Origin of the sequence: Pseudomonas sp. B6002 (assembly GCF_013385985.1) — a bacterium.
In the GTDB taxonomy this organism is placed as follows: domain Bacteria; phylum Pseudomonadota; class Gammaproteobacteria; order Pseudomonadales; family Pseudomonadaceae; genus Aquipseudomonas.
Genome location: NZ_JACAOY010000004.1, coordinates 41849 through 63965, shown reverse-complemented (window position 1 = coordinate 63965; position 22117 = coordinate 41849). Strand labels below are relative to the sequence as shown.

The 22117-nt window shown below is 61.4% G+C and carries 29 protein-coding genes; all 29 read left to right on the top strand.

Annotation, left to right across the window (positions count from 1 at the left end; all coding sequences use genetic code 11):
- The first annotated feature begins 101 nt into the window (after nt 1–101).
- The 29 genes from HX792_RS03860 to HX792_RS03720 all read left to right on the top strand — a co-directional run bounded on the left by HX792_RS03860 (nt 102) and on the right by HX792_RS03720 (nt 22111).
- Nucleotides 102–836 (top strand): XRE family transcriptional regulator, encoded by a 735-nt coding sequence (locus tag HX792_RS03860; protein WP_176995249.1) that lies wholly within the window; start codon nt 102–104, stop codon nt 834–836.
- A gap of 599 nt (nt 837–1435) precedes the next feature.
- Nucleotides 1436–1780, top strand: a complete 345-nt coding sequence (locus tag HX792_RS03855; protein WP_176994849.1) for a phage holin family protein — start codon at nt 1436–1438, stop codon at nt 1778–1780.
- 22 nt (nt 1781–1802) lie between these two features.
- On the top strand, nt 1803–2306 hold the full coding sequence (locus HX792_RS03850; protein ID WP_176994848.1) for a hypothetical protein: 504 nt from the start codon (nt 1803–1805) through the stop codon (nt 2304–2306).
- Nucleotides 2307–2309: 3 nt separating this feature from the next.
- On the top strand, nt 2310–2921 hold the full coding sequence (locus HX792_RS03845; protein WP_176994847.1) for a phage baseplate assembly protein V: 612 nt from the start codon (nt 2310–2312) through the stop codon (nt 2919–2921).
- Nucleotides 2922–2930: 9 nt separating this feature from the next.
- Nucleotides 2931–3263, top strand: coding sequence for a phage baseplate protein (locus HX792_RS03840; RefSeq protein ID WP_176994846.1), 333 nt, complete (start codon nt 2931–2933; stop codon nt 3261–3263).
- On the top strand, nt 3260–4255 hold the full coding sequence (locus HX792_RS03835; RefSeq protein ID WP_176994845.1) for a baseplate J/gp47 family protein: 996 nt from the start codon (nt 3260–3262) through the stop codon (nt 4253–4255). Before HX792_RS03840 ends, HX792_RS03835 begins: the two co-directional genes overlap by 4 nt.
- Nucleotides 4252–4881 (top strand): phage tail protein I, encoded by a 630-nt coding sequence (locus tag HX792_RS03830; protein ID WP_176994844.1) that lies wholly within the window; start codon nt 4252–4254, stop codon nt 4879–4881. The genes HX792_RS03835 and HX792_RS03830 overlap by 4 nt, the downstream gene beginning before the upstream one ends.
- A complete protein-coding gene (locus tag HX792_RS03825) occupies nt 4882–6882 on the top strand; it encodes a phage tail protein (RefSeq protein ID WP_176994843.1) in 2001 nt (666 codons plus the stop codon). It abuts the gene before it with no gap.
- A 9-nt stretch (nt 6883–6891) separates the two neighbouring features.
- Nucleotides 6892–7281 (top strand): tail fiber assembly protein, encoded by a 390-nt coding sequence (locus HX792_RS03820; RefSeq protein ID WP_176994842.1) that lies wholly within the window; start codon nt 6892–6894, stop codon nt 7279–7281.
- 57 nt (nt 7282–7338) lie between these two features.
- Nucleotides 7339–7530: a hypothetical protein gene (locus HX792_RS03815; protein WP_176994841.1), complete on the top strand. Its 192-nt coding sequence runs from the start codon at nt 7339–7341 to the stop codon at nt 7528–7530.
- Nucleotides 7531–7532: 2 nt separating this feature from the next.
- Entirely contained in the window at nt 7533–8699 is a 1167-nt protein-coding gene (locus HX792_RS03810) for a phage tail protein (protein WP_176994840.1), read from the top strand.
- A complete protein-coding gene (locus tag HX792_RS03805; RefSeq protein ID WP_176994839.1) occupies nt 8699–9205 on the top strand; it encodes a phage major tail tube protein in 507 nt (168 codons plus the stop codon). Before HX792_RS03810 ends, HX792_RS03805 begins: the two co-directional genes overlap by 1 nt.
- Before the next feature lie 181 nt (nt 9206–9386).
- On the top strand, nt 9387–9959 hold the full coding sequence (locus tag HX792_RS03800; protein ID WP_176994838.1) for a phage tail assembly protein: 573 nt from the start codon (nt 9387–9389) through the stop codon (nt 9957–9959).
- Nucleotides 9960–10087: 128 nt separating this feature from the next.
- On the top strand, nt 10088–11365 hold the full coding sequence (locus tag HX792_RS30280; RefSeq protein ID WP_256349796.1) for a hypothetical protein: 1278 nt from the start codon (nt 10088–10090) through the stop codon (nt 11363–11365).
- Nucleotides 11365–11748 (top strand): phage tail protein, encoded by a 384-nt coding sequence (locus HX792_RS03790; protein WP_176994837.1) that lies wholly within the window; start codon nt 11365–11367, stop codon nt 11746–11748. Before HX792_RS30280 ends, HX792_RS03790 begins: the two co-directional genes overlap by 1 nt.
- A complete protein-coding gene (locus HX792_RS03785) occupies nt 11741–11953 on the top strand; it encodes a tail protein X (protein ID WP_176994836.1) in 213 nt (70 codons plus the stop codon). Before HX792_RS03790 ends, HX792_RS03785 begins: the two co-directional genes overlap by 8 nt.
- Nucleotides 11954–11962: 9 nt before the next feature.
- Nucleotides 11963–12970, top strand: coding sequence for a contractile injection system protein, VgrG/Pvc8 family (locus tag HX792_RS03780; protein ID WP_176994835.1), 1008 nt, complete (start codon nt 11963–11965; stop codon nt 12968–12970).
- Nucleotides 12971–13033: 63 nt separating this feature from the next.
- Nucleotides 13034–13618 (top strand): hypothetical protein, encoded by a 585-nt coding sequence (locus HX792_RS03775; RefSeq protein ID WP_176994834.1) that lies wholly within the window; start codon nt 13034–13036, stop codon nt 13616–13618.
- Nucleotides 13615–13797, top strand: coding sequence for a DUF2635 domain-containing protein (locus HX792_RS03770; protein ID WP_176994833.1), 183 nt, complete (start codon nt 13615–13617; stop codon nt 13795–13797). Before HX792_RS03775 ends, HX792_RS03770 begins: the two co-directional genes overlap by 4 nt.
- Entirely contained in the window at nt 13797–15293 is a 1497-nt protein-coding gene (locus tag HX792_RS03765) for a phage tail sheath subtilisin-like domain-containing protein (protein WP_176994832.1), read from the top strand. The genes HX792_RS03770 and HX792_RS03765 overlap by 1 nt, the downstream gene beginning before the upstream one ends.
- A 64-nt stretch (nt 15294–15357) precedes the next feature.
- The gene (locus HX792_RS03760; RefSeq protein ID WP_176994831.1) at nt 15358–15705 is read left to right on the top strand and encodes a phage tail tube protein; all 348 of its coding nucleotides are present in this window, start codon (nt 15358–15360) and stop codon (nt 15703–15705) included.
- Complete coding sequence (locus HX792_RS03755; protein ID WP_176994830.1) at nt 15702–15998, top strand: phage tail assembly protein; 297 nt, start codon at nt 15702–15704, stop codon at nt 15996–15998. Before HX792_RS03760 ends, HX792_RS03755 begins: the two co-directional genes overlap by 4 nt.
- A gap of 130 nt (nt 15999–16128) precedes the next feature.
- Entirely contained in the window at nt 16129–17304 is a 1176-nt protein-coding gene (locus HX792_RS03750) for a hypothetical protein (RefSeq protein WP_176994829.1), read from the top strand.
- The gene (locus HX792_RS03745) at nt 17291–18529 is read left to right on the top strand and encodes a DNA circularization protein (protein ID WP_176994828.1); all 1239 of its coding nucleotides are present in this window, start codon (nt 17291–17293) and stop codon (nt 18527–18529) included. The genes HX792_RS03750 and HX792_RS03745 overlap by 14 nt, the downstream gene beginning before the upstream one ends.
- Before the next feature lie 3 nt (nt 18530–18532).
- Entirely contained in the window at nt 18533–19570 is a 1038-nt protein-coding gene (locus HX792_RS03740; protein WP_176994827.1) for a phage baseplate assembly protein, read from the top strand.
- Nucleotides 19571–19586: 16 nt separating this feature from the next.
- Nucleotides 19587–20096 carry a phage baseplate assembly protein V gene (locus tag HX792_RS03735; RefSeq protein WP_176994826.1) on the top strand — a complete coding sequence of 170 codons (510 nt, stop codon included), beginning with the start codon at nt 19587–19589 and terminating at the stop codon, nt 20094–20096.
- Nucleotides 20096–20494, top strand: coding sequence for a phage GP46 family protein (locus HX792_RS03730; protein WP_176994825.1), 399 nt, complete (start codon nt 20096–20098; stop codon nt 20492–20494). The genes HX792_RS03735 and HX792_RS03730 overlap by 1 nt, the downstream gene beginning before the upstream one ends.
- Complete coding sequence (locus tag HX792_RS03725) at nt 20484–21524, top strand: baseplate J/gp47 family protein (RefSeq protein ID WP_176994824.1); 1041 nt, start codon at nt 20484–20486, stop codon at nt 21522–21524. Before HX792_RS03730 ends, HX792_RS03725 begins: the two co-directional genes overlap by 11 nt.
- Nucleotides 21512–22111 (top strand): YmfQ family protein, encoded by a 600-nt coding sequence (locus HX792_RS03720; protein ID WP_176994823.1) that lies wholly within the window; start codon nt 21512–21514, stop codon nt 22109–22111. Before HX792_RS03725 ends, HX792_RS03720 begins: the two co-directional genes overlap by 13 nt.
- Nucleotides 22112–22117: the final 6 nt, after the last annotated feature.

The window sequence follows — 22117 nt, the reverse complement described above, 5'->3', positions numbered from 1 at the left end:
CTACGCAGTTCGCAAACGGATAGGTATCCCGGCAAGGTAAATGCATGAAATATGCAAATTTGCATTTGCCAACCCCTAAATCCCCCGTCATCATCCCCGTTATGCAAAAACGCAACGTTTCAACCGTATTAAGAGAACTGCTGGACCGCGACCGGATCTCCCCCACGGAGCTTCACCGGCGTACCGGCGTGCCTCAATCCACGCTGTCACGGATCCTCAGCGGCAAGATCGTGGATCCGTCGGACAAGCATATTTCCCGCATCGCCGAGTACTTTCGCGTGAGCACCGATCAACTGCGCGGGCGCGTGGCGGTGGGCGTTTCGCGGGAGGAGGGGCGTGACCCGATGCATTCCGAACTCAAGGACATAAGCCTGTGGGACGACGACACGCCCGTTAATGATGACGAGGTGTCGATCCCCTTTTTGCGCGAGGTTGAATTGGCTGCTGGATCAGGAAGATTCGTCATCGAGGAAAGCGAGAAAGCCAGCCTGCGGTTTGGCAAGCGCAGCCTTCGCCACAACGGTGTGCAGTTCGACCAGGCCAAGTGCGTAACGGTACGTGGCAACAGCATGTTGCCGGTGCTGCGTGACGGCGCCACGGTCGGGGTGAACGCGGGCAAGAGCGGCATCGGCGACATCGTGGATGGCGACTTGTATGCCATCAATCACAATGGCCAGTTGCGCGTGAAACAGCTCTACCGCCTGCCTTCCGGGATTCGCCTGCGCAGTTTCAATCGCGATGAGCACCCGGACGAAGACTACAGCTTCCAGGAAATCCAGGATGAGCAGATCAGCATCCTCGGCCATGTATTCTGGTGGGGCATGTACGCCCGATAACCTTCCTCCGTAAGAAAAAGCCCGCCCACGAGCGGGCTTTTTTTCGTCTGCAAAAAACCACCAATCCCGCTGCCCACAAGGCTGAAAATGCATTCGTGCATTTCATCAGGAAAAATAAATGCATTTGTGCATTGACTGTATATGCATACATGCATATTCTTCATCTCAAGCCAGCCAATAAGGCCTGGTGGAGGCGGCAAGGATGCTGCCAAGGAAGACAAGGAAGGCATGCAACACCGGCATGGACGCCATCGAAGCGATGGCAGGGATGCCAGGCAACACCGGCAAGGATGCCGACGCTCTTTAGTTTCACCACCGCTTCAAGAACAGGCAGCGATGAACCGGCCTCATAACGGTTCAGAGGGTTGGCAACTGGCCCGGGTGTGCAGCGTAAAGCACCAGAAGCAGTTATCCGGCAGACAGGGATCGTGGTCGGAAAAACATCGAGGAAAGGTCCGTACCGCGCCAGTAGCGCCGAAAGACCGAGGACATCATTACTGAAAAGCCCGGGCGACCGGGCTTTTTGGAATGCCTACCACTGTATGGATTTACCAAGGAAACCGGCACGTTGCCGGCAGTGCTCAGCCAGGAGGCGTGACATGACAAACGAGCAGCAAGCGTTAGCGGAAATGCCGATCTGGCTGGTGATCGCACTGGCCCTGATCGGCGGGGTGTCCGGCGAAATGTGGCGCGCCGACAAAGAGGGCGCCCGTGGCTGGTCGCTAATACGGCGCCTGGCCCTGCGGTCCGGGGCGTGCATGGTCTGCGGGGTTTCGGCGTTGATGCTGTGCTACGCCGCCGGCATGTCGATCTGGACCGCGGGTGCCATTGGTTGCCTCACCGCCATGGCCGGCGCGGACGTCGCCATCGGCCTTTATGAACGCTGGGCGGCCAAGCGCATCGGGGTCAACGAGACCCCGACGTCTCGCCCGGATCAGCCGTAACCCGCTGCAAGGACGCGACCCAATGACACTTATTGAAAAACCTTCCCGGCTTCCCGAAGCCATTGGGCTGGCGTTGAAGAACGCTTTCCCACAGCTGAGCTTGGGAACACACCTGGACGCTCAAGGCCCCGGCGTCTTGATCAGCATTGAACGCAATGGGCCTGGTTTTCGCTCCATGGACGGGCGCAAGGCTCATGCCCTCACGGTTTTGCTCAAGGTCAATGTACCTGCCGGCTCAGCCCCTTTCGACGCCTGCGATCTGGCCAGCCAAGTGATGGACCTGGCCCTGGATAATCGCTGGGGCCTGCCGCCAGACCAATGCGACTTGCCCACCAACATTGTCGCGGCGCCGTCGACTTCATCCATTGCAGAAACGGACTACGACACCTGGACCGTGTCCTTCACCCAAACCCTCTACCTCGGCCCGTCGCTGCTCGAAGATCCTACCGGCACACCGCTGTTTGCCCGCACGTGGGAAGTTTCGAACATCGATGACCCTGACCAATATCGCCCCTTGCTGGAGTAGTCCATGTTCGATGCATTGCTACGCATGCAACTGGGGCCGATCGTCGAGCGCCTGGCTGAAATGGAAGCCCAACTCGAAGACCTCTACCGCCGCGCCGAAAGCTTCTGCCGCATCGGTGTGTGCCAGGAAGTGGACGCTGTCAGCAATACCTGCAAGATCAGCCACGGCGAGTTGCTTACCCCGGCCATCCGGTTCTTCAACCCCAGCGCGGGGGCACAGACCGAAACCCGCATCCCGTCAATCGGCGAGCAATGCCTGTTGCTCAACTATGGCAGCGGGGAAGGGGGCGCGCAGTCCGTGGCTTTGTTCGGCCTCAACAGTAGTCTGTTTCCGCCTGTATCGAGTGTTGCTTCGCTAACACGTCGCCGCCATCAGGACGGCACCCAAAGCGACTACGACGACGTCAGCCACACCTTCAATTGGATTAACGGCCCTACCACGTTCAGCGGCTCCCGCGAACAGGTCGAGGTCAAGGTCGGTGCCGCCAGCCTGACGATGACGGCCCAGAGCATCACCCTGCAACTCGGCGCCAGCGGCGTGTTGCTGGATGCGGCCGGCGTGCATTTGAGCGGCCCGGTGGTGGATCACCAAGGCCGAGTGATCAGCAGCGCATAAGGATTTGCCATGATCGGAATCGATAGGAACACCGGGGCAGCCGTCGATGACTGGCTGCAATTTGTGCAGCGTGCCACCCGAGCGCTGACCACCCCTGTGGGCACGCGTCAGAAGCGGCCGTTGTACGGCTCGCTCATCCCCCAACTGCTCGGCCAGAACCTGGGCGACGATTTGCTGCTTCTCGCCCAGAGCCACGCGGCTCAAGCGTTTTACAACACCCAGAACGGCATTGCTGATTTTCAACCCCAGGTCATTGTCGCCACCCGCCAGGGCGCAGGTTTGTTGCTGCGTTTTGCCGGCACCTGGAAAAACCGCCAACAATCCTTCGAGGTTGTCACATGAGCATGCTGATCCCTGGCCAGAACCAACTGGCAGAACCGGCGATCATCGCTGTCGATGAGTTCGAACCTCTATTGGCCGAGTTCAAAGCCTTCGTCGTCGATTACGTCGCCACCCGTGCGCCGCAAAGCGCGGCCAAACTCAAGGTCAGCCTCGACAACGAAAGTGAGCTGCTGACCCTGGCCCTGGAAGCCTTTTGCGTGCGCCTGCAAACCCATGAACGCAAATACAACGCCCGCATCAAGCAGATGCTGGCGTGGTGGGCCACTGGTAGCAACCTGGATGCCCGCCTGGCCGACATGGGCCTGGAGCGCCAGGTACTCGACCCCGGCGACCCGGCTGCATTCCCGCCGGTGCCGCCGATTCTGGAAAGCGATGATGACGCCCGCCTGCGTTATTACCTGGCGCCCCATGCGCCGGCAGCGGGCTCGCGGATGCAGTATCGCCGCGAAGTCTTCACCCTCGGTGAACGGCCGTCGGTGAAGGTGCAAAGCGCTACACCAGGCGTGGTCACCGTCAGCTACACCTTCGACCCGGATGGTTATGCGGCACAGGTCAAGGACGGCAATGGCCGGCGCACCGCCCCCGGCGAGGTGATGGTCACCGTGCTTTCACGGGATGGCGATGGCACGGCCTCTGCCGATTTGCTTGACGGTGTGCGTCGACATTTCGCGCGGCCCGATGTGCGACCGGAAACTGATCGAGTGACCGTCCAGGGCGCGCAGATCCAGCGCTACAAAATTCGCGTGGTGGCCAAGATCAACGCCGGCCCCGATTCGGGATTGACCCAAGTCGCGGCGCAAAAACTGCTGCAAACCTACGCCGATTCCTGCCACCGCCTGGAAGGTCGCGTCGATCCAAGCTGGATCGACTACGCCATCCACAGTGCCGGCGCCGCCCAGTTGCAGATTCTCGAGCCTCTGGAACCGATCATCAGCAGCGCGTTCCAGGCCCCGTATTGCACGGGCGTCGAGGTGGAGGTGCGCACGCTATGAGTGAACCCAAAGCGAGCCTGTTGCCCGCCAACAGCTCACCGCTGGAAAAGGCGCTGGATCTGGGCTTTGGCCAGTTGCTGGAGCGGGTGACTCCACCGTTCCCGCAATTGATGGACCCGGATCGCACACCGGCGTCGTTTTTGCCTTACCTGGCGGCAGACCGCGCGGTGAACGAATGGAGTTCCACGGCCCCCGAGGCCGAGAAACGCCTGACCGTCAAACTCGCCTGGCCCACTGCTCGCCAGGCTGGCACGCGACAGGCTTTGGAAAACGCGGCCAAAGGTCTGCAACTCACCCCAGAGGTGCGTGCCTGGTACGAACAAACACCGCCTGGCGTGCCCTACAGCTTTTCCGTACGGGCCTACACCGAATTGCCCTACAGCGAAATCATCGACGCCCGACTCGATCGCCGCCTGGCTGACGCCAAGAGCGAGCGCGACATTTTGTCGATCTCCGTAGGCCTGAGTGCTTCGGGCCGTCACTTCATCGGCGCCGCCACGTTGTGCGGCGAACTGACCACGATCTACCCCAACGTGCTGGCAGGAGTCGAGGCCACGGGCCGCGCTTTTATGGCGGCCGGGCTGTACACCGTCGAAACCACCACCCTTTATCCACAGGAGCACTAAATGGCTGACTATTACACCCTGCTCACGAATGCGGGGATCGCCTACGAAACCGCCTGCAAGGCGGCGGGCGTGCCGATCAAACTGGCGCAGATCTCCGTCGGCGACGGCAACGGCGCCGTCTACAACCCGGATGCCAACGCAAAAGCGCTGAAACGCGAAGTCTGGCGCGGGCCGTTGAATGCGCTGTTTCAAGATGAAAAAAACGCCAACTGGCTGATGGCCGAAGTCACCATTCCTTCGGATGTTGGTGGCTGGTACGTGCGAGAGGCCGGGCTGTGGACCGACACCGGGATTCTGTACGCCATCGTGAAATATCCGGAGTCGTACAAGCCGGTGCTGGCTACGTCCGGGTCGGGTAAGGAGTTTTATATCCGCTCGATTTTCGAGACGAGCAATGCCTCGATTGTCACGTTGTTGATTGATGACACGGTGGTAAAAGCGACTCGGGCTTGGGTGATGGATTACCTGAAGCAGGGGACGTATTCGAAGGCTGAGATTGAGGCGCTGATTGCTCAATCTTCGGCGCTGCCCGTGGGTTCGATGGTGGCGTTTCCGGTGGATAAGGTACCGGTTGGGTTCCTGGAAATTGACGGCAGTGTGAAGAGCGCTGCGGCGTACCCGGATTTGGCGAAGTTCCTGGGGACTGCGTTCAATAAGGGCGATGAGGGGGTTGGGAATTTCCGACTGCCGGAGTCGCGTGGGGAGTTTTTGCGTGGGTGGGATCATGGGCGGGGCGTTGACCTAGGCCGTGGCATCGGTAGTTGGCGCGCGGACTCTTTTCAAGGTCATGGTCATGAATTGCGTGGTAGAGCGGGCGTTATCAGTGAAACGTCGAACGGGCCATTCGTATCAAACAAAGTAGGTGATACGGTTCTTGGCCCTACAGTTGTCACCCCTATTAATGATGGCGTGAACGGCGATCCCCGTATCGCGAGTGAAACACGCCCGCGCAGTATTGCCGTGATGTACTGCATCAAGGCTTGGAACGCTCCGATCAATCAGGGAAGCATCGATGTCGCCGCACTTGTCAGTGAACTCGATACGTTGAAATCCGCCGTTCCCGTCGGCTCGATCGTTCCATTCCCCAAAACTGCCGTACCGCCCGGCTACCTGGAGTTGGACGGCAGTGTAAAGAGCATTGCGACCTACCCCGATCTGGCGGCATACCTCGGTACTACGTTCAACACGGGGGGCGAACCTGCCGGGTACTTCCGATTGCCTGAGTCGCGTGGAGAGTTCTTGCGTGGTTGGGACCATGGTCGCGGAGTGGATGCCGGACGGGAGCTTGGGAGCGCACAGAAGGGTAGCCTTCAGACGATAGATTCGACGATCACAACCGTCACTATCACGGGGCTGTACAACGCGACCGTAACGCCGGAATCGAACGCTCGTGCTGCATACGGGTTGGATATCGGTAGCGCGGGGGATTACCCAGGTGCTGCGTATGGTGGCATTAGCGGTAGCGGCGGCACGATGGCGGCCGAAGGTAATAATTTTGGGGTTACACGTCCTCGAAACCTGGCCGTCATGTGGTGCATCAAGGCCTGGAACTCACCAGTAAATCAGGGAAATATTGATATCGCGGCTCTGGCTGCGCTCGCATCGCAGGCAACCGAGAGTAACCAAGGCACTGCGAAAGTGGGTACGCAAGGCCAAGTGAATGATGGCGCCAGCGACTCAGTTTTTGTTAGCCCGAAAAAGTTACGCTTCGGCTTTGCTGCTTCTCTAACCGCAAACGGTTACCTCATATTCCCTTCTTGGCTAGGTGGCTTGACCATTCAATGGGGCAGTATCAATTCGTCGACTGCAACATTGAGCTTCCCTATAGCATTCGCTACGAACTGCGCTTATCTGGGCGCAACCGTTAACGTTGATGGCAACTCGGGAGGCGGTAGCACGGAGTATATGACGATGGGCGTTGTTGTATCGAACGCACAATTCAAAATTCGAACGGGGACGGTAAATGGTGTCCCTGTTAGGTGGTTGGCATTCGGTTACTGAGGGTTTTCTATGTATTACTTTGATCCGCGAACATCAGGGTTCTATTTGCAAACATTTGAAGGCGCTGTAGCGCTCACTGATGAAAGCTATTGGGTTTTGATCAATGGCCAATCTGAAGGCGGTGTAATTACTGTTGATTCAGATGGAAAGCCTCGTTTAGACGTGCAGCAAAAGACACAGGAGGAGCTCCTAGCGCAAGCAGCCGCAAAAGCAGACGTCTTGCTTGCAGTAGCGACGACCAAAATTGCTCCATTGCAAGATGCCGAAGATCTTGACGAGGCCTTGCCAGCAGAGATTGAACAGCTTAGAAAATGGAAAAAATACCGTGTGGATATTAGCCGAGTCTCAGCTCAAGTTGGCTACCCCATGGAAATCGAATGGCCTGCGCCTCCGGCCTAAAAACACCAACCATCCCAACCGCCTTGAGCGGTTTTTTTTCGCCTGGAGATCCTACTTATGCCCACCCGCCAAACCTACACCGTCCTAACCCCATTCCCTATCGGCGCCGGCCATTGGTCCACCGTCGGCCAGGAGCTGGAGCTGCTGGACGTCGAAGCATCCGCCCTGCGCACCGCTGGCCGCTTGGAACTCACCAGCGTCCTCAACGCCACCCCGGCCAAAAAGGCCACCACCAAGAAGGCTGACTAATCATGGCTGAGGTTTTGAACTTCGAGCACAACGGCATCACTGTGAATGCCACCGAATCCCCCGAGGCCATGGGTGGCCTCGGTGATAACGTGATCGGCCTGGTCGGCACTGCGCCGAAGGCCCATGCGTCGATCCCGAAGAATGCGCCGTTCCGCATCAACAGTTTCACCACCCAGGCGCTGCTGGACCCGACCGGCACTGAGTCGGGCACGCTGTTCCACGCCGTTTACCAGATCCTCAAAGTGGTCAAGGTGCCGGTCTACGTGGTGATCGTCGAAGAGGGCACGACCCCGGCTGACACGATCAACAACGTGATCGGCGGCGACGAGCCGGTCACCGGTCGCAAGCTCGGCCTGGCGGCATTGGCCAGCGTGCCGGAAGACCTGACCATCATCGGCGCCCCGGGCTTCACCGGCACCAAGGCTGTAGCCGGTGAGTTCGCTGCCTTTGGCAAACGCATCAAGGCCCGTGTGGTGCTGGACGGCAAAGACGCCAGCGTCGCCGACCAGGTGACCTACAGCGGTGAACTGGGCGGTGCCGACCTCGGTTTCGACCGTTGCCTGCTGGTGCACAACATGCCGTCGGTGTACTCCAAGGCCGCCAAGAAAAACGTGTTCCTGTCGCCGTCGTCCCTGGCCATCGCCGCACTGGCCAAGGTCAAGCAGTGGGAAAGCCCGGGCAACCAGGTGACGTTCGCCGAGGACGTATCCCGCGTCGTCGAGTACAACATCCTCGACACCTCCACCGAAGGCGACCTGCTCAACCGCTACGGCGTGAGCTACTACGCCCGCACTATCCTTGGCGGTTTTTCACTGCTGGGTAACCGTTCCATCACCGGCAAGTTCATCAGCTACGTCGGCCTGGAGGACGCCATCAGCCGCAAGCTGGTCAAGGCCGGCCAGAAAGCCATGGCCAAGAACCTCACCAAGTCCTTCATGGACCAGGAGGTCAAGCGCATCAACGATTGGCTGCAAACCCTGGTGGCCGACGAAACCATCCCGGGCGGCAGCGTGTACCTGCACCCGGAACTCAACAGTGTCGAGAAGTACAAGAACGGCACCTGGTACATCGTCATCGACTACGGCCGCTACGCGCCGAACGAACACATGATTTATCAACTCAATGCCCGCGATGAAATCATCGAGCAGTTCCTGGAGGACGTTCTCTAATGTTTACCAACCGTGTAAGACAGGCCATTGCGGCCACCCTGCAAGGCCTGCCGTTGTCCGCGACGGTGGATTCCTTCACGCCGCCCAAGGTCGAGTTCGAGATGGAGGCCATGACCGGTGGCCGCTTCATCGCCGAAGAAATGGCCAAGAGCGGCAAGCCCTTGACCGCCACGTTGGCCCTGCAAGGTGTCGGTCCGGAAATCATGCTGGCCCTGGGCGTGCGCCTCGGTGACGACATTCTGTTGAACGTGCGGGAAGCCGGCCAGGACCAGGACGGCAAGACCTACTTCACCTACCACACCGTCGGCGGCAAGCTCAAATCGTTGACCGAGACAGCGTTGACGATGAACGCCAAGCCCACCACCACCCTGGAGCTGTCCTGCCGCACCTACAACCGCCTGGAAAATGGCATCTCGGTGATCGACATCGACGTGCGCACCCAGAAGTTTGTACTCAACGGCGTCGACATTCTCGGCGACGCCCGCCGCGCCGTACTCATGCCTTAAAGACCCCGCGATCTGAGGTGGGCACGGTCAATGTGGGAGCTGGCTTGCCTGCGATACAGGCGACTCGGTTTACCTGCTACACCGCGGTGATGCCTTCGCGGGCAAGCCCGGCTCCCACATTGACTGCGCTCATCTTTTTATCTGCGTTTTCTTCAACAGTTGCTGACCAAGGAATTGCCCCATGGCCTGGATGCCACCGCTGCACCGCCTGCTCTCGCCGATCACCGCCGACACCGGCGCGACGATCGAGCAGGTCCAGCTCAAACCGCTGCACTACGCCGCGCAAAAAGACGCGTTGGCCCGGGCCGGTGATGACGAGGACGACCAGTTCTTCGAACTGGCGAAACTCGCCACCGGCCTGTCGGAAAAAGAACTCGACCAACTCAAGCGCCCGGACTACGTGACCATCGCCCACTACGTACACGAGATGTCTACCCGCCCTGCGTCGTTCTTCCTCGGCGAAGCGGAAGAGGCGTCCTCCCACGAACAGGTCAAGCTGCTGCTGCCCCTCGACGCTGCTGGCCGTACCCTCACCGAACTGCCCCTGGAAATGCCCGCCCTGCGTGCTACCAAGGTGATGAAAAAACTCACCACCAACAAAGAGCGCGCCGAGTTCATCACTGCTCACTGCACCGGCCTGATGATCCCCGACCTCGCCCAGCTGACCGTGCCCGACTGGACCGAACTGCAGGAGCGCATCGACGATTTTTTAAATCAACCGGCGGCCTTCTTTCGCAACGCGACATCGACGTAATCCTCGATGTGGTGCCGCTGGTTTACTCGGTAACCGAAGCGGAGATCCTGGAATGGGATGCCGCAAAAGCATTGCGCCGCTACGACATCGCGATGACTCGCCTTGGCGTTAAACAGGAGTAGAGCGGTATGCAAATCAATTATTCGCTGGCGTCGGCCGGGCTGATGTACAGCGCGAGTGTCATGGATGACGCACCACCCCAGCAGCAAAGTCTCACAGGGCCTTCATCTCTGGATGCCGCGCAACTGCCGTTCTCGAGCCTGAGCCTTGCGCTGGCCAACGCCAGTATTGTGATTGATCGCTTGGCAGTGGAGCAGGTGCTGCTCAGGGGAACGCTTGAAACGTTCAATGCCTCGTTACTCAAGCTGAATGATCTGCGGCAGACGACCGATGGCAGCCCCGCCGAGAAAAAGGCCTCCACGGAGCCGGAATCTACACAAGCTAGGCGTCAAGCGTATGAGGCGAGTACCACGCGCCTTTCCACTGCTGTCGATAAAGCACAGGCGCCGGTGGTGGATACTTCGTTGATGATCCTGACCGAGGTGATCGATGGTTTGACTGCACTGGCTGGGGTTTTGCCCAAAACCACTGCCGCGATCAGCTTGGCCGGTGCAGCGTTGGCGCCTCTTGTTTCTGGCGTTTTCGGTGCTGTCACGGACAAGGTTTACGAAAAAGTTGCCGAGAAGGTGCTGGGCGGTGGTGCCTCATCGGCGAGCCCCGGGGCGGCAGGCAAAACGGCTGAAAACAAGCCGGGTGATAACAAAGGCGCCTCGATAGCGCCGGGCCGCCGGGGCTTGTTCGGTAAGGTGGCCAGGGTTGGGAGTGCAGTGAGTAAAGCTGCATTGCCGCTACTGCTGGTCAGCGCAAGTGCTGATATTGGCCGTGGGCTTGCGTCAGGTGACATGAAAACTGTCGGTGCCGGTGTGGCCTCAGCGGGCGGTGCCGTGGCAGGCGGTTACACGGGCAGTGCTGTTGGTTCAGTCGTTGGGGCAAGGATTGGCGGGCTCGCCGGTGCTGCCCTCGGTTCAATCATTCCCGGTGCCGGGACATTACTAGGTGGGGTGTTGGGCAGTGTGCTGGGCAACGCAGTGGGTAAGACTGTTGGTGGCGCCGTCGGCAATTTTGTTGGCAGTGACCTCGGCGTATGGCTGAGCGAAAAATTTATCGGCACACCCGATCGGCTGCCCACGCCTGCGGACGTCAGCAAAGGTCTCAATGGCGCGCAAACCAACAGCGGCGCAATCAATTTCGCGCCCCAGATCACGATCAACGCGCCTGAACAGGCCAGCCACCAAGAACTCGCCACCCTGGTGGTTCAGCAGATCGAAGCGCAGTTCAACCCGCTGTCGATGAGTGATCTGTTAGGTACGCGCAGCGGTGCTGCCATGAACGATGTGAGGGTCTGATGCGACAACAAATGGTGTTAGGCAATTTTATTTTCGGACTCTCCCGCGAGTTTTCCTATGACACGCTCACGCGCAATTCTGATGGCGGCTGGACCAGCCTGGAGATCATTGCCAGCAAACCCCAAACGCGGCAATCCGGGCAAAAGGCTGAAACCCTGACCTTCACTGGCAAAGCCATGTACGGCACCGGCATGCAGCGCCTGGATGAGTTGCGGGCGTTGCAAAACGAACGCCGGCCATTGCCCTTGGTTGATGGTATTGGCCGTAACTGGGGCCTGTGGCGTATCAATACGATTGCAGAAAGCCAGAGCGCCGTGATCGATGACGGCACGGCCATGCTCATCGGCTGGACACTCACGTTAGAGGAGTTCGTCAATGCGTAGAGCACGAAGTATTGCCGGTGATTCGGTCAACCTGTTGCTCTATCGGGAGCTGGGTCGTTGTGACGATACCGCTGAAGAACTCCTCTGGCGCTTGAACCCCGACCTTGCGGAGCAAGGCCCGGTATTGCCGGCGGGCGTCTGGATAAGCGTGCCCGAAGTGCCGCCGCAGCCGGCCGCTGCGCGCCCTGTTACTGCCTGGGATTAAGGAGGCGACATGCCCTTTGGATTTACGCCGAGCGTGGAGTTTTACGGCGCCAATGCGGCGCTGCTCAATCAACGGGTGATGAGCTGGACCCATACCGATGCGGCCGGTATCGAGTCTGACCGCTTGGAACTGACGATCAACATCGAGGGGCTGGACGGGTTGCCGAGCCTGGGTGGCAAAATCGGCCTGCGGGTCGGCTACCTGGAATCCGGGTTGGTGGAGAAGGGCGAGTTTGTGGTGACCCAGCGCACGCCGGTGCTGTTTCCCATGCGCCTGCACATCGTGGCCTCTGCCGCGCCATTCAGTGTGTTGGATGCCAGTGGCTATCGCCAGCGACGCTCTGTCAGCCATGGCCCTACGACGTTGGGCGCGCTGTTTCGTCAACTGGCAACGCGTCATGGCTATTCACCTCGCGTTGCGCCCGCCCTGGAAGGTATTTCGATCCCTCATATCGACCAGTCCAACGAGACTGACATGGGCTTTATCACACGGCTCGCGAGTCGTTACAACGCCGTGTGCAAGCCGATCAACGAGTTGTATGTGCTGGCTCAAAGCGGGCAAGTCAAGTCGCTGTCTGGTCAGCAGTTGCCCGATGTCAGCCTGTCGGTGACCCAAGACAATCGGCCGGGAAGCCAGGCGTTTACCACGGCCAAGATCGACGAAAAGGCCCGGTCAAAATACCAGGGGTGCCGGGTCAACTGGTGGGATGGCGCCGCCTGTAAGCAGCGGGTGGTACAGGTAGGTATCGCTCCTTTCAAGACCCTGCGCCAACGCTATCAGAACGAAGCGGAAGCACGAGCGGTGGCCGAAGGCGAATTGCGCCGAGTCGGCCAGCAAGGGCTGACGATGGCCATCGATTGTCCCGGCAATCCGCTGCTGTCTGCCGAAGGCCTGGTGCTGCTGGATGAGTCCTGGCCGGTGTATATGCGAGGGCGCTGGTCAATCGACAAGGTGGTCCATAGCAGTGACGCAAAGGGCTACCGAAGCACGATCACCGCCAGTGGCCTGGCGCTTTAGTTGGTATTGGTGTCGCCCCCAAGGCCCGCTCACGAGCGGGCTTTTTATTGCCTGGAAAGTCCCATGAAAATCACGCCCTTACTCACCCACCTGCACGACCACTGCCCCAGCCTCACCCCGCATCTTCATGCCGGCCTCGACCTCGAAAGCCTGCAAGCGCTGGTCGGCACGCCGGCAGCGGTGGTGACCCCTATCGCCGATGCAGCTGCCCCCAGCCATTCACAGAACACCCTGCGCCAAGTGATTCGCGAGCGTTTTGGCGTGGTGCTGGTGATCGACCTGGTGGACGGCCAACAGGCCCAGGCGATGGACCAACTGCATACCCTGCGCGCCGAAGTCTGGCGCGCGCTGGTGGGGTTCAAACCGGAACGTTTCTACGAGCCCATCCGGTATGACGGCGGCCACTGGCTGCTGTTGAACAAGACGCGGGGCCTGTATCGCCTGCGTTTTTCTGCCGGGTTCCAGCTCGGCCGTAACCTCAGCACGCAGCCGGCGGAAACCTGGCACGAGCTTGAGCTGGACGCTTTGCCGTCCTTCAACGGGGCCACGGTGCGGGTCGATGCGATTGACCCGGCCGACCCCAACCTGCAACGCCCAGGCCCCGACGGGCGCCTGGAACTGACGTTTTCTGCCGAGGTAACACCATGAGCACACGTATCACCGTACTGCCGGTTGCCGGCCGTGCCGTACCCGACCCGCAGGCTGGCGACTTGTTGCCGGCCGAGGGTCGTGAAGTCCCGGACAACGCCTGGTGGCGTCGACGTCTGGCTGATGGCGACATCATCACCAAAGCCGCCAAGGCGGCAAAACCAAAGGGAGCCAAATAATGGCGATTGGATTCAGTCAAATTCCAGCGGACATTCGTGTGCCGCTGTTCTACGCCGAGATGGACAATTCGGCAGCCAACAGTGCCCGCTCGGCCTTGCGCCGGTTGATCGTGGGCCAGGTCAACGACAACGTGACCAGCGCCGAAGTCGGCAGCCTGGTGCTGGTGTCCAGCGCGGCGATGGCTAAGCGTATTGGCGGCTCGGGCTCGATGCTGGCGGCGATGTACGAGACCTTTCGCAAAAGCGATCCGGTGGGAGAGATCTGGTGCCTGCCCCTGCACAGCACGGAAGGCAGCGTGGCCAAGGCCGAGCTCAAGCTCGCCGGCACCGCCACCCAGGGCGGCGTGCTCAACCTGTATGTCGGCGGTGTGCGCGTGCAGGCCAGCGTCATCAATGGGGCGACCGCCGCCGTCGCGGCCAGTGCGCTGGCGGTGAAAATCAACGCCAGTAACGACCTGCCGGTGACAGCGGTCGCCGTGGACGGCACCGTCGCACTGGCGGCGAAATGGACTGGCGACAGCGGCAACGACATCAGCCTGCAACTCAACCGCCTGGGCCAGAGCAATGGGGAGCAGATCCCCGACGGCTTGACGGCGACCCTGGGCAAAATGGCGACGGGCACCGGTGTACCTGATCAACTGGCGGCGCTGGCAGCCCTGGGCGATGAACCGTTTGAATTCATCTGCATGCCGTGGGCTGACACCGCCAGCCTGAATGCCTGGCAGGCGGTGATGGATGACAACACGGGTCGCTGGTCCTGGGCCAAGCAACTGTTCGGTCACGTGTACACCGCCAAGCGCGGCACGGTCGGCACGCTGGTAGCGGCTGGCCAGGCCCGCAACGATCAGCACGTGACCCTCCAGGCCATGGAGCCGGGTGTGCCGCAACCGGTCTGGGTACAAGCCGCCGCCCTGGCCGCACGCACCGCAGTGTTTATCTCGGCAGACGCCAGCCGCCCGACCCAGAGCGGTAGCCTGCCTGGCCTTGATCCGGCCGCTGCGAGCGAGCGTTTCACCCTGACCGAGCGTCAGTCGCTGCTCAACTACGGCATCGCCACCGCCTACTACGAAGGCGGTTATGTGCGTATCCAGCGGGCAATCACCACCTACCAGAAGAACGCGTTCGGCCAGGCCGACAACTCCTACCTGGACAGCGAGACCCTGCACCAGTCGGCCTTTATCGTGCGCCGCCTGCAAAGCGTGATCACCAGCAAATACGGGCGCCACAAACTGGCCAGCGACGGCACGCGGTTCGGTGCCGGCCAGCCGATCGTGACCCCGAGCACGATCCGCGGTGAGTTGATCGCCCAGTACGCCAAGCTGGAGCTGGAAGGTCATGTGGAGAACGCCGAGCTGTTCGCCGAACACCTGATCGTGGAGCGCGACAGCCAGGATCCGAGCCGGGTCAACGTGCTGTTCCCGCCGGACTACATCAATGGGCTGCGGGTGTTTGCGCTGCTCAACCAATTCCGCTTGCAGTACGACGCGGCGCTCTAAGCCCCGCGCTTTTCGCAACTGATTCCAGCCCGCCGCGTGCGGGCTTATTTTTGGGAGAAACATCATGGGTCAACTGATTGCGGGCACCTGCTACGTCAAAGTGGACGGCGCTCAACTGACCATCAGCGGCGGCTGTGAAGCACCGCTGTTGAGCATCAAGCGGGAAACCGTGGTACCGGGTTTCTACAAGGAAACCGACATCGCCCCCTCGTTCAAGGTCAGTGCATTGCACACGCCGGACTTCCCGTTGAAGCAACTGGTCGCCGGTACCGACATGACCGTCACCTGCGAATTCAGCAACGGCAAAGTCTACGTGCTGGCCGGCGCCTACCTGGTGGAGGAGCCGGTGGCCAAGGGCGACGACGCAGTGATCGAGCTGAAATTCGAAGGCATCAAGGGGACCTGGCAATGACTGACACGGTAACCCTGCAAGTGGCCATCGAGGCCCACGGCGAGCCCCTGCGTGAACTCACTCTGCGCCGCCCGACGGTGCAGGAAGTGCGGGCGATCAAGGCGCTGCCGTACAAGATCGACAAGGGCGAGGACGTCAGCCTGGACCTCGACGTGGCGGCCAAATACATCGCCGTGTGCGCCGGCATCCCGCCATCGTCGGTCAACCAGTTGGATCTGGTGGACTTCAACACCCTGAGCTGGGCGGTCGCCGGTTTTTTCATGAGTGCGGCGCAGGCACCGTCGCCGAGCTGATTGCGGTGGCCTATGACCTGGCCTGGTTCTGGAAGGTTGACCCCGAACAGATGCTGGCCAGGCCTTTGGATGTGCTCCGGGAATGCCTGGAGCATGCGCAACGAATCAACGCGACGCAGCAGGTGCAGTGATGGCCAAATCTCGCAAGAAAAAAACCAAGGCGGTGCGCCTGACCGGTGTTGATGAACTGTCGCCCAAACTCGCCGGGCTGCGTGCCACCGTAGAGCGCTTCAAGCAGAACCAGACGAAAAGCGGGCTGGGTAGCCTGGATGTGTCCGGGTTGGTCAAGGGTGGCGGGTTGGCGGCCCCCTTTGTCAGCGGCATCAAGTCGGCAGTGGCGTTCAAGGAACAAGTGGCTTCGGTCAGTTCCAAGGCCAAGGCCACCGTGCTGCCGAGTGTGCCGCAAGTGGCTGCGCAGAACCTCAAGGATTTCAGCGCGTCGATGGACAAGGTTTCGGTGACCATTGGCACGGCGTTATTGCCGGCGGTGGGGGCGGTCACGGTTGGGCTGGAGCCGTTGCTTGGCAAGGTCACGCAGGTGCTGACTGACAACCCGCAACTGGTGCAGGGTCTGGCAGCCGGTGCCGCGGCGTTTTCCGTGGTTCAGGCGGCGGTCACCGGGGCCTCTAAAGCCCTGGCCTTCATGAACCTGGTGCTGGCGGCCAACCCCATTGCGCTGGTTGCCGTGGCCTTTGCGGTGGCGGCCGGCCTGATTGTCGCCAACTGGACACCGATCTCGGCGTTCTTCTCCAACCTGTGGGGCAGCTTGCAGGCGGCAGCGATGCCCGCCGTCGAGTTCTTCCAGACGATATTCAGCCAATCGCCGCTGGAAACGCTCGCCCAAGTCTGGGAACCGGTGCTGGGGTGGTTTTCGGCGCTCTGGGAAAAGCTCAAGGCGATCCTCGAGCCGATCCGACAAGCCTTTTCGCAAACCCTGGGCAGTTGGATGGCGCTGTTCACGGGCGGTGACGTGCAGGTCACGCACAACGCTGCGCGGCCGGGGCTGGCGGGTGAGCAGGGCGCTTCGTTGCTGCCGCCGGCTGCGGTGGCGATGACGTCGTCGAGCCGGGTATCCAACAGCCATTCGCTGACCTCAACGCACTTGGCATCGACCTCCCATTCGTTGCTGCAGCAGAGCGCCGCGAATAACCGTACCCAACTCAACGGCGACCTGCGGGTGAGCTTCGACAATGCGCCGGCGGACCTGCGGGTCAGCCCGCCGCAGACCAATCAACCGGGCTTGAGCGTGACGCCGCGCGTCGGCTACCGCTCGCTGTCCCTTGGAGGCTCCAATGAGCTGGCGTGATCGTTTGTTGCCGGCGTCGTTTCGCGGCGTCGGGTTTTGGGTCGACCAGGCGAAAACCCCGGTCGGCAAGAAGGGCCAGTTGCACGAATACCCCCAGCGCGACGAACCGTTTTTCGAGCGCCTGGGGCAGCAGTCGCGGGTGCATGAACTGACCGCGTTTGTGGTGGGTGAGGATTGCCTGGAGCAGCGCGACAAGCTGCTCAAGGCGCTGGAAGAAGGCGCGGGTGAACTGGTACACCCGTGGCTGGGACGCTTGCAGGTCAAGGTGGGCGAGTGCGAGATGACCCAGACCCGACAGGATGGCGGGCTGGTGACGTTTGCACTGAAGTTCTACCCCGACGCGCCCCTCAAGTTTCCCACCGCTGCCGTGAATACCCGCCAGCAATTGCTGGTGTCGGCCGACAGCCTGTTGGGTTCAGCCATGCTGCGTTTTGAGCAGGCGACGGCGCTTGTTCAGCAGGCGCGTGTCGGCATACAAGCGCTGCGCAATGGCTTGGCCGATGTCTACCAGGTGATCGAGCATCAATTCGCGCCGCTGATCGAGTTGTACGGGGATGTGAATGCGCTGGTCAAAGGCATCAAGGAACTGCCTCGGGAACTGAGTGCCGAGTTCAAGGGCCTGCTCGGCGATGTGAAGGAACTGGGCGAGTTTGCCCGCAGTGGCTATCGCGGCATGCTGGCCAACGTTTCGCAGCAGGTGGAGGCAGCGCGGCGCATTGATGCGCCGAAACTGACCACCGGCAAGGACAGTGTTGCCGCCGTGCAAGCGACGGCCAACCTGGTGCAGGACGCGCTCTGGGTGCAAATAGCCCATTGGCTGGCGGACACCCCGGTCGCAACCAAGGCCGTCACCCTCACCACCACGCCGACACTGGCGCAACAGGCGACGCAGCCGGTGCAACGTCGCGAAGTACCGGTGGCCGACGATGTGCTGGCGCTGCGTGATCAACTCAACGAAGCCCTGTGGCACGCCGCGCTCAAGGCCGATGCCGGGCATTACGTGGCGCTCAATGACCTGCGCCAGCAACTGTTTGCCCACCTCAACGCGGTGGCATCGTCCGGTGTGCGCCTGGTCAATCTCACGCCGATGCGCAGCATGCCGGCTTTGGTGCTGGCGTATCAGCGCTTCGGCGATGCCACCCGCGTGGGTGAAGTGGTGCAGCGCAACCGGGTGGCTCACCCGGGGTTCCTACCACCGGCGGACCTGCAAGTGGTTCGGGAGTAAGCCATGAATGACCTGGACAATGCCGTCACCTTGACCGTTGACGGCCTGGAGTACGGTGGCTGGAAAAGCGTGGAAATCACCGCGGACCTGGAGCGCCAGTTCCGCACCTTCAACCTGAGCATCACCTGGCAATGGCCGGGGCAAACCCTGGAGGTGCCGATCCAGCCTGGCGCACGTTGCCAGGTGCGCATCGGCTGTGACCTGGTGCTGAGCGGTTATGTGTTCAAGGCGCCGGTCACCTACGACGGCAACAGCATCAGCCTGGCCCTTGAGGGCAGTTCGCTGACCCAGGACCTGGTCGATTGCGCGGCCATCAACACGCCCGGCCAATGGCGCGGGCAAACCTTGCCGAGCATTGTTCGCGCCCTGGCCGCGCCTTATGGCATCGAGGTGCGCAGCGAAATCCCTGAAACCCCACGCCTGCATACCCACAGCGTGGTGCCCGGTGAGACGGTGTTTCAGTCTATTGATCGCTTGCTGACGTTGTACCGGCTGTTCTCCACCGATGACGAACAAGGCCGCCTGGTGCTGGCGCAACCGGGCAGCGGCGGACGCGCCAGTGACGCATTGGCGCTGGGCAAGAATATTCTCTCGGCCGATGCGCCCCGGGACTTTGGCGGTGTGTTTTCCGAATACCGGGTGATTGGTCAGCACAAGGGTGACGACCAGAAAAGTGCGGCGGCGATCAGCGAAGTGTATGGCGTTTCGGTGGACGACAAGGCCGCGCGCAAACGCATCACGGTCATCAGCGAAGCCACGCAGATCACCCCGGAAATGGCCCAGCAACGTGCGAACTGGGAGCGTGCCACGCGGACCGGAAAAGCCCTGACCACCACCTATCGGGTGCAGGGCTGGCGCCAATCCAACGGGGAACTCTGGCGACACAACCGACTGGTGCGCGTGATCGATCCGGTGCTGGGGTTCGACAGGGACCTGCTGATTTCAAAGGTCACTTACTCGCTGTCCGACAGCGGCTCGATCACCACCCTGCAGGTGGCGCCGCCTTCCACCTTCGACGCCAACCCGGCGCCACCTGCCTGACCTTCAAGGAACCTGTATGAGCCTACTGACACGCCTGCTGGCGCGCGGCACCGTCGTGCTCGCCCAGTCGGCTTCCAAGCTGCAAACCCTGCAGATGCGCCTGACCGCAGGCGAAGTGAATGACGACATGGAGCATTTCGAACCCTACGGTTTCACCAGCAACCCGCTGGCAGGTGCCGAGGGAATCGCCACCTTTCTCGGGGGGGATCGCTCCCATGCGGTGGTGCTGGTGGTGGCCGACCGTCGCTATCGCTTGCAGTCGCTGGCCGCGGGCGAAGTGGCGATCTACACCGACGAAGGTGATCGCATTCACTTCAAGCGTGGGCGGGTGATCGACATTGAGACCGGCACTTTGAATATCCGCGCGAGCACGGCGGTGAACATTGATACGCCGACGCTGACCCAGAGTGGGCAGATCGTTTCCAAGGGCGACCAGGTGGCGGGCGGTATCAGCCAGATCCAGCACCTGCATCCCGGCGTGCAACCCGGCAACGGCCAGACCGGTGCGCCGGTAGGAGGGCCGTGATGTTTGTATCCGACACCTTGAAAAATGCCCTGACCCGGGCGGTGCTGATCAGCCTGTTCACCTGGCGCCGTGCGGCACCCGATGACCCGGTTGAAGACGACGAACGCTTCGGCTGGTGGGGCGACAGTTTCCCCAGTGTGGCCGATGACCGCATTGGCTCCAGGCTGTGGTTGCTCAGGCGGGTCAAGTTGACCCGCCAAACCCGTCTGGATGCTGAATTCTATGCCCGCGAGGCGCTGCAATGGCTGATCGACGACGGTCATTGCCGCGCCATTGAGGTCCTCAGCGAACGCATCGACGCCCAGCGCCTCAACCTGCGCACGCAATTGACCCTGGCCGACGGCGAGCGCCTGGACATCAACCCTGATAACAGTTGGCAGGTGATCTATGCCCTTTGAAACCCCTTCGCTGCCGGTGCTGATCAACCGCACCCAAAGCGACCTGGCCAGCGATTCGCTGCGCCAGTCCGATGCCCAGGTGTTGGCGCGCACCCTCAGCGGTGCCGCGTTTGGCCTGTATGGCTACCTCGATTGGATCGCCGAGCAGATCCTGCCGGACACCGCCGACGAAGCGACCCTGGAGCGCATGGCCGTACTGCGTTTGAGCCAGCCACGCAAGGCTGCGACGGCCGCCAGCGGCAGCGTGAGCTTTACCGCCGCGGCCGGTGCGGTGCTGGACGTGGGCCGCGTATTGCAAGCCAGCGACGGGCGCGGTTACGTCGTGACGGCTGCGGTGACGACCCAGGCCGGGCTCAACACCACCACCGTGCAGGCGGTGGACGCGGGCCTTCTTGGCAACGCTGACGCCGGGTTGAACCTGGTGGCGGTGCAGCCGCTGCAAGGCATTGGCTCGACCTTCACCGTGCTGGCGCCGGGGCTGACCGGCGGTGTTGCACGGGAAAGCCTGGAGGCGCTGCGCACTCGGGTGATTCGTTCCTACCGCGTGATTCCCCAAGGGGGCTCGGCCCAGGACTACGAGACCTGGGCGCTGGAAGTGCCCGGCGTCACCCGAGCCTGGTGCCAAGGCAATTATTTGGGACCGGGCACGGTAGGTGTCTTCGTGATGCGTGATGACGATGCGCAGCCCATCCCCAATGCAGCCCAACTGGCAGCGGTACAGGCCCATATCGAACCCCTGCGCCCGGTGACGGCAGATGTGTATGTGCTGGCGCCGGTGATGAAACCGGTGAGCTACCAACTGCGGCTGACCCCGGACACGACGGCGGTGCGCGCGGCGGTGGAAGCCCAGTTGCGCGACCTGCACAGCCGCGAGGCGGGGTTGGGCGACACCCTGTTGCTCAGCCACATCGCAGAAGCCATCAGCAGCGCGACCGGCGAGACCGATCATCGACTGGCGAGCCCCGTGGCGGATGTGACCGCTGCCAATAACCAACTGCTGGTGTTTGGAGGTATCACATGGGTGGGATGAGAACGGCGGAACAGTATCGGCAGCAACTGGTCGACCTGCTGCCCAGCGGCCCGGCCTGGGACCTGGAGACGGTGCCGCAACTGGGCCAGGTGCTCAGCGGGCTTGCCGAGGAGTTGGCCCGCGTCGACGCCCGTGCCTGGGCCCTGCAAAACGAAATGGACCCGGCCAACGTCAGCGAACTGGTGCCCGAATGGGAACAGGTGATGCAACTGCCTGACCCGTGCCTGGGCCTCAGCCCGCTCTACGACGACCGACGCCTGGCAGTACGTCGACGCTTGCTGGCCGTGGGCAACCAGCGTGCCGCGTACTACATCGACATCGCCCGCAGTCAGGGCTACCCCGACGCCAGCGTCACCGAACTGCGCGCACCGCGCATGGGCCACGCCCGCTTTGGCGCCGCGTGCTTCGGCACCTGGCGCGCTCACTTCATGTGGACCCTTAACACGGGCGGGCGACAACACCTGGGCCGTCGGTTCGGCGCGAGCTATTGGGGCGAACGCTTCGGCGCCGACCCGGGCAGTGCCCTGGAATGCCTGATCCATCGCAGCGCACCTGCACACACGCAGGTGAACATTAATTATGACTAGGGGATA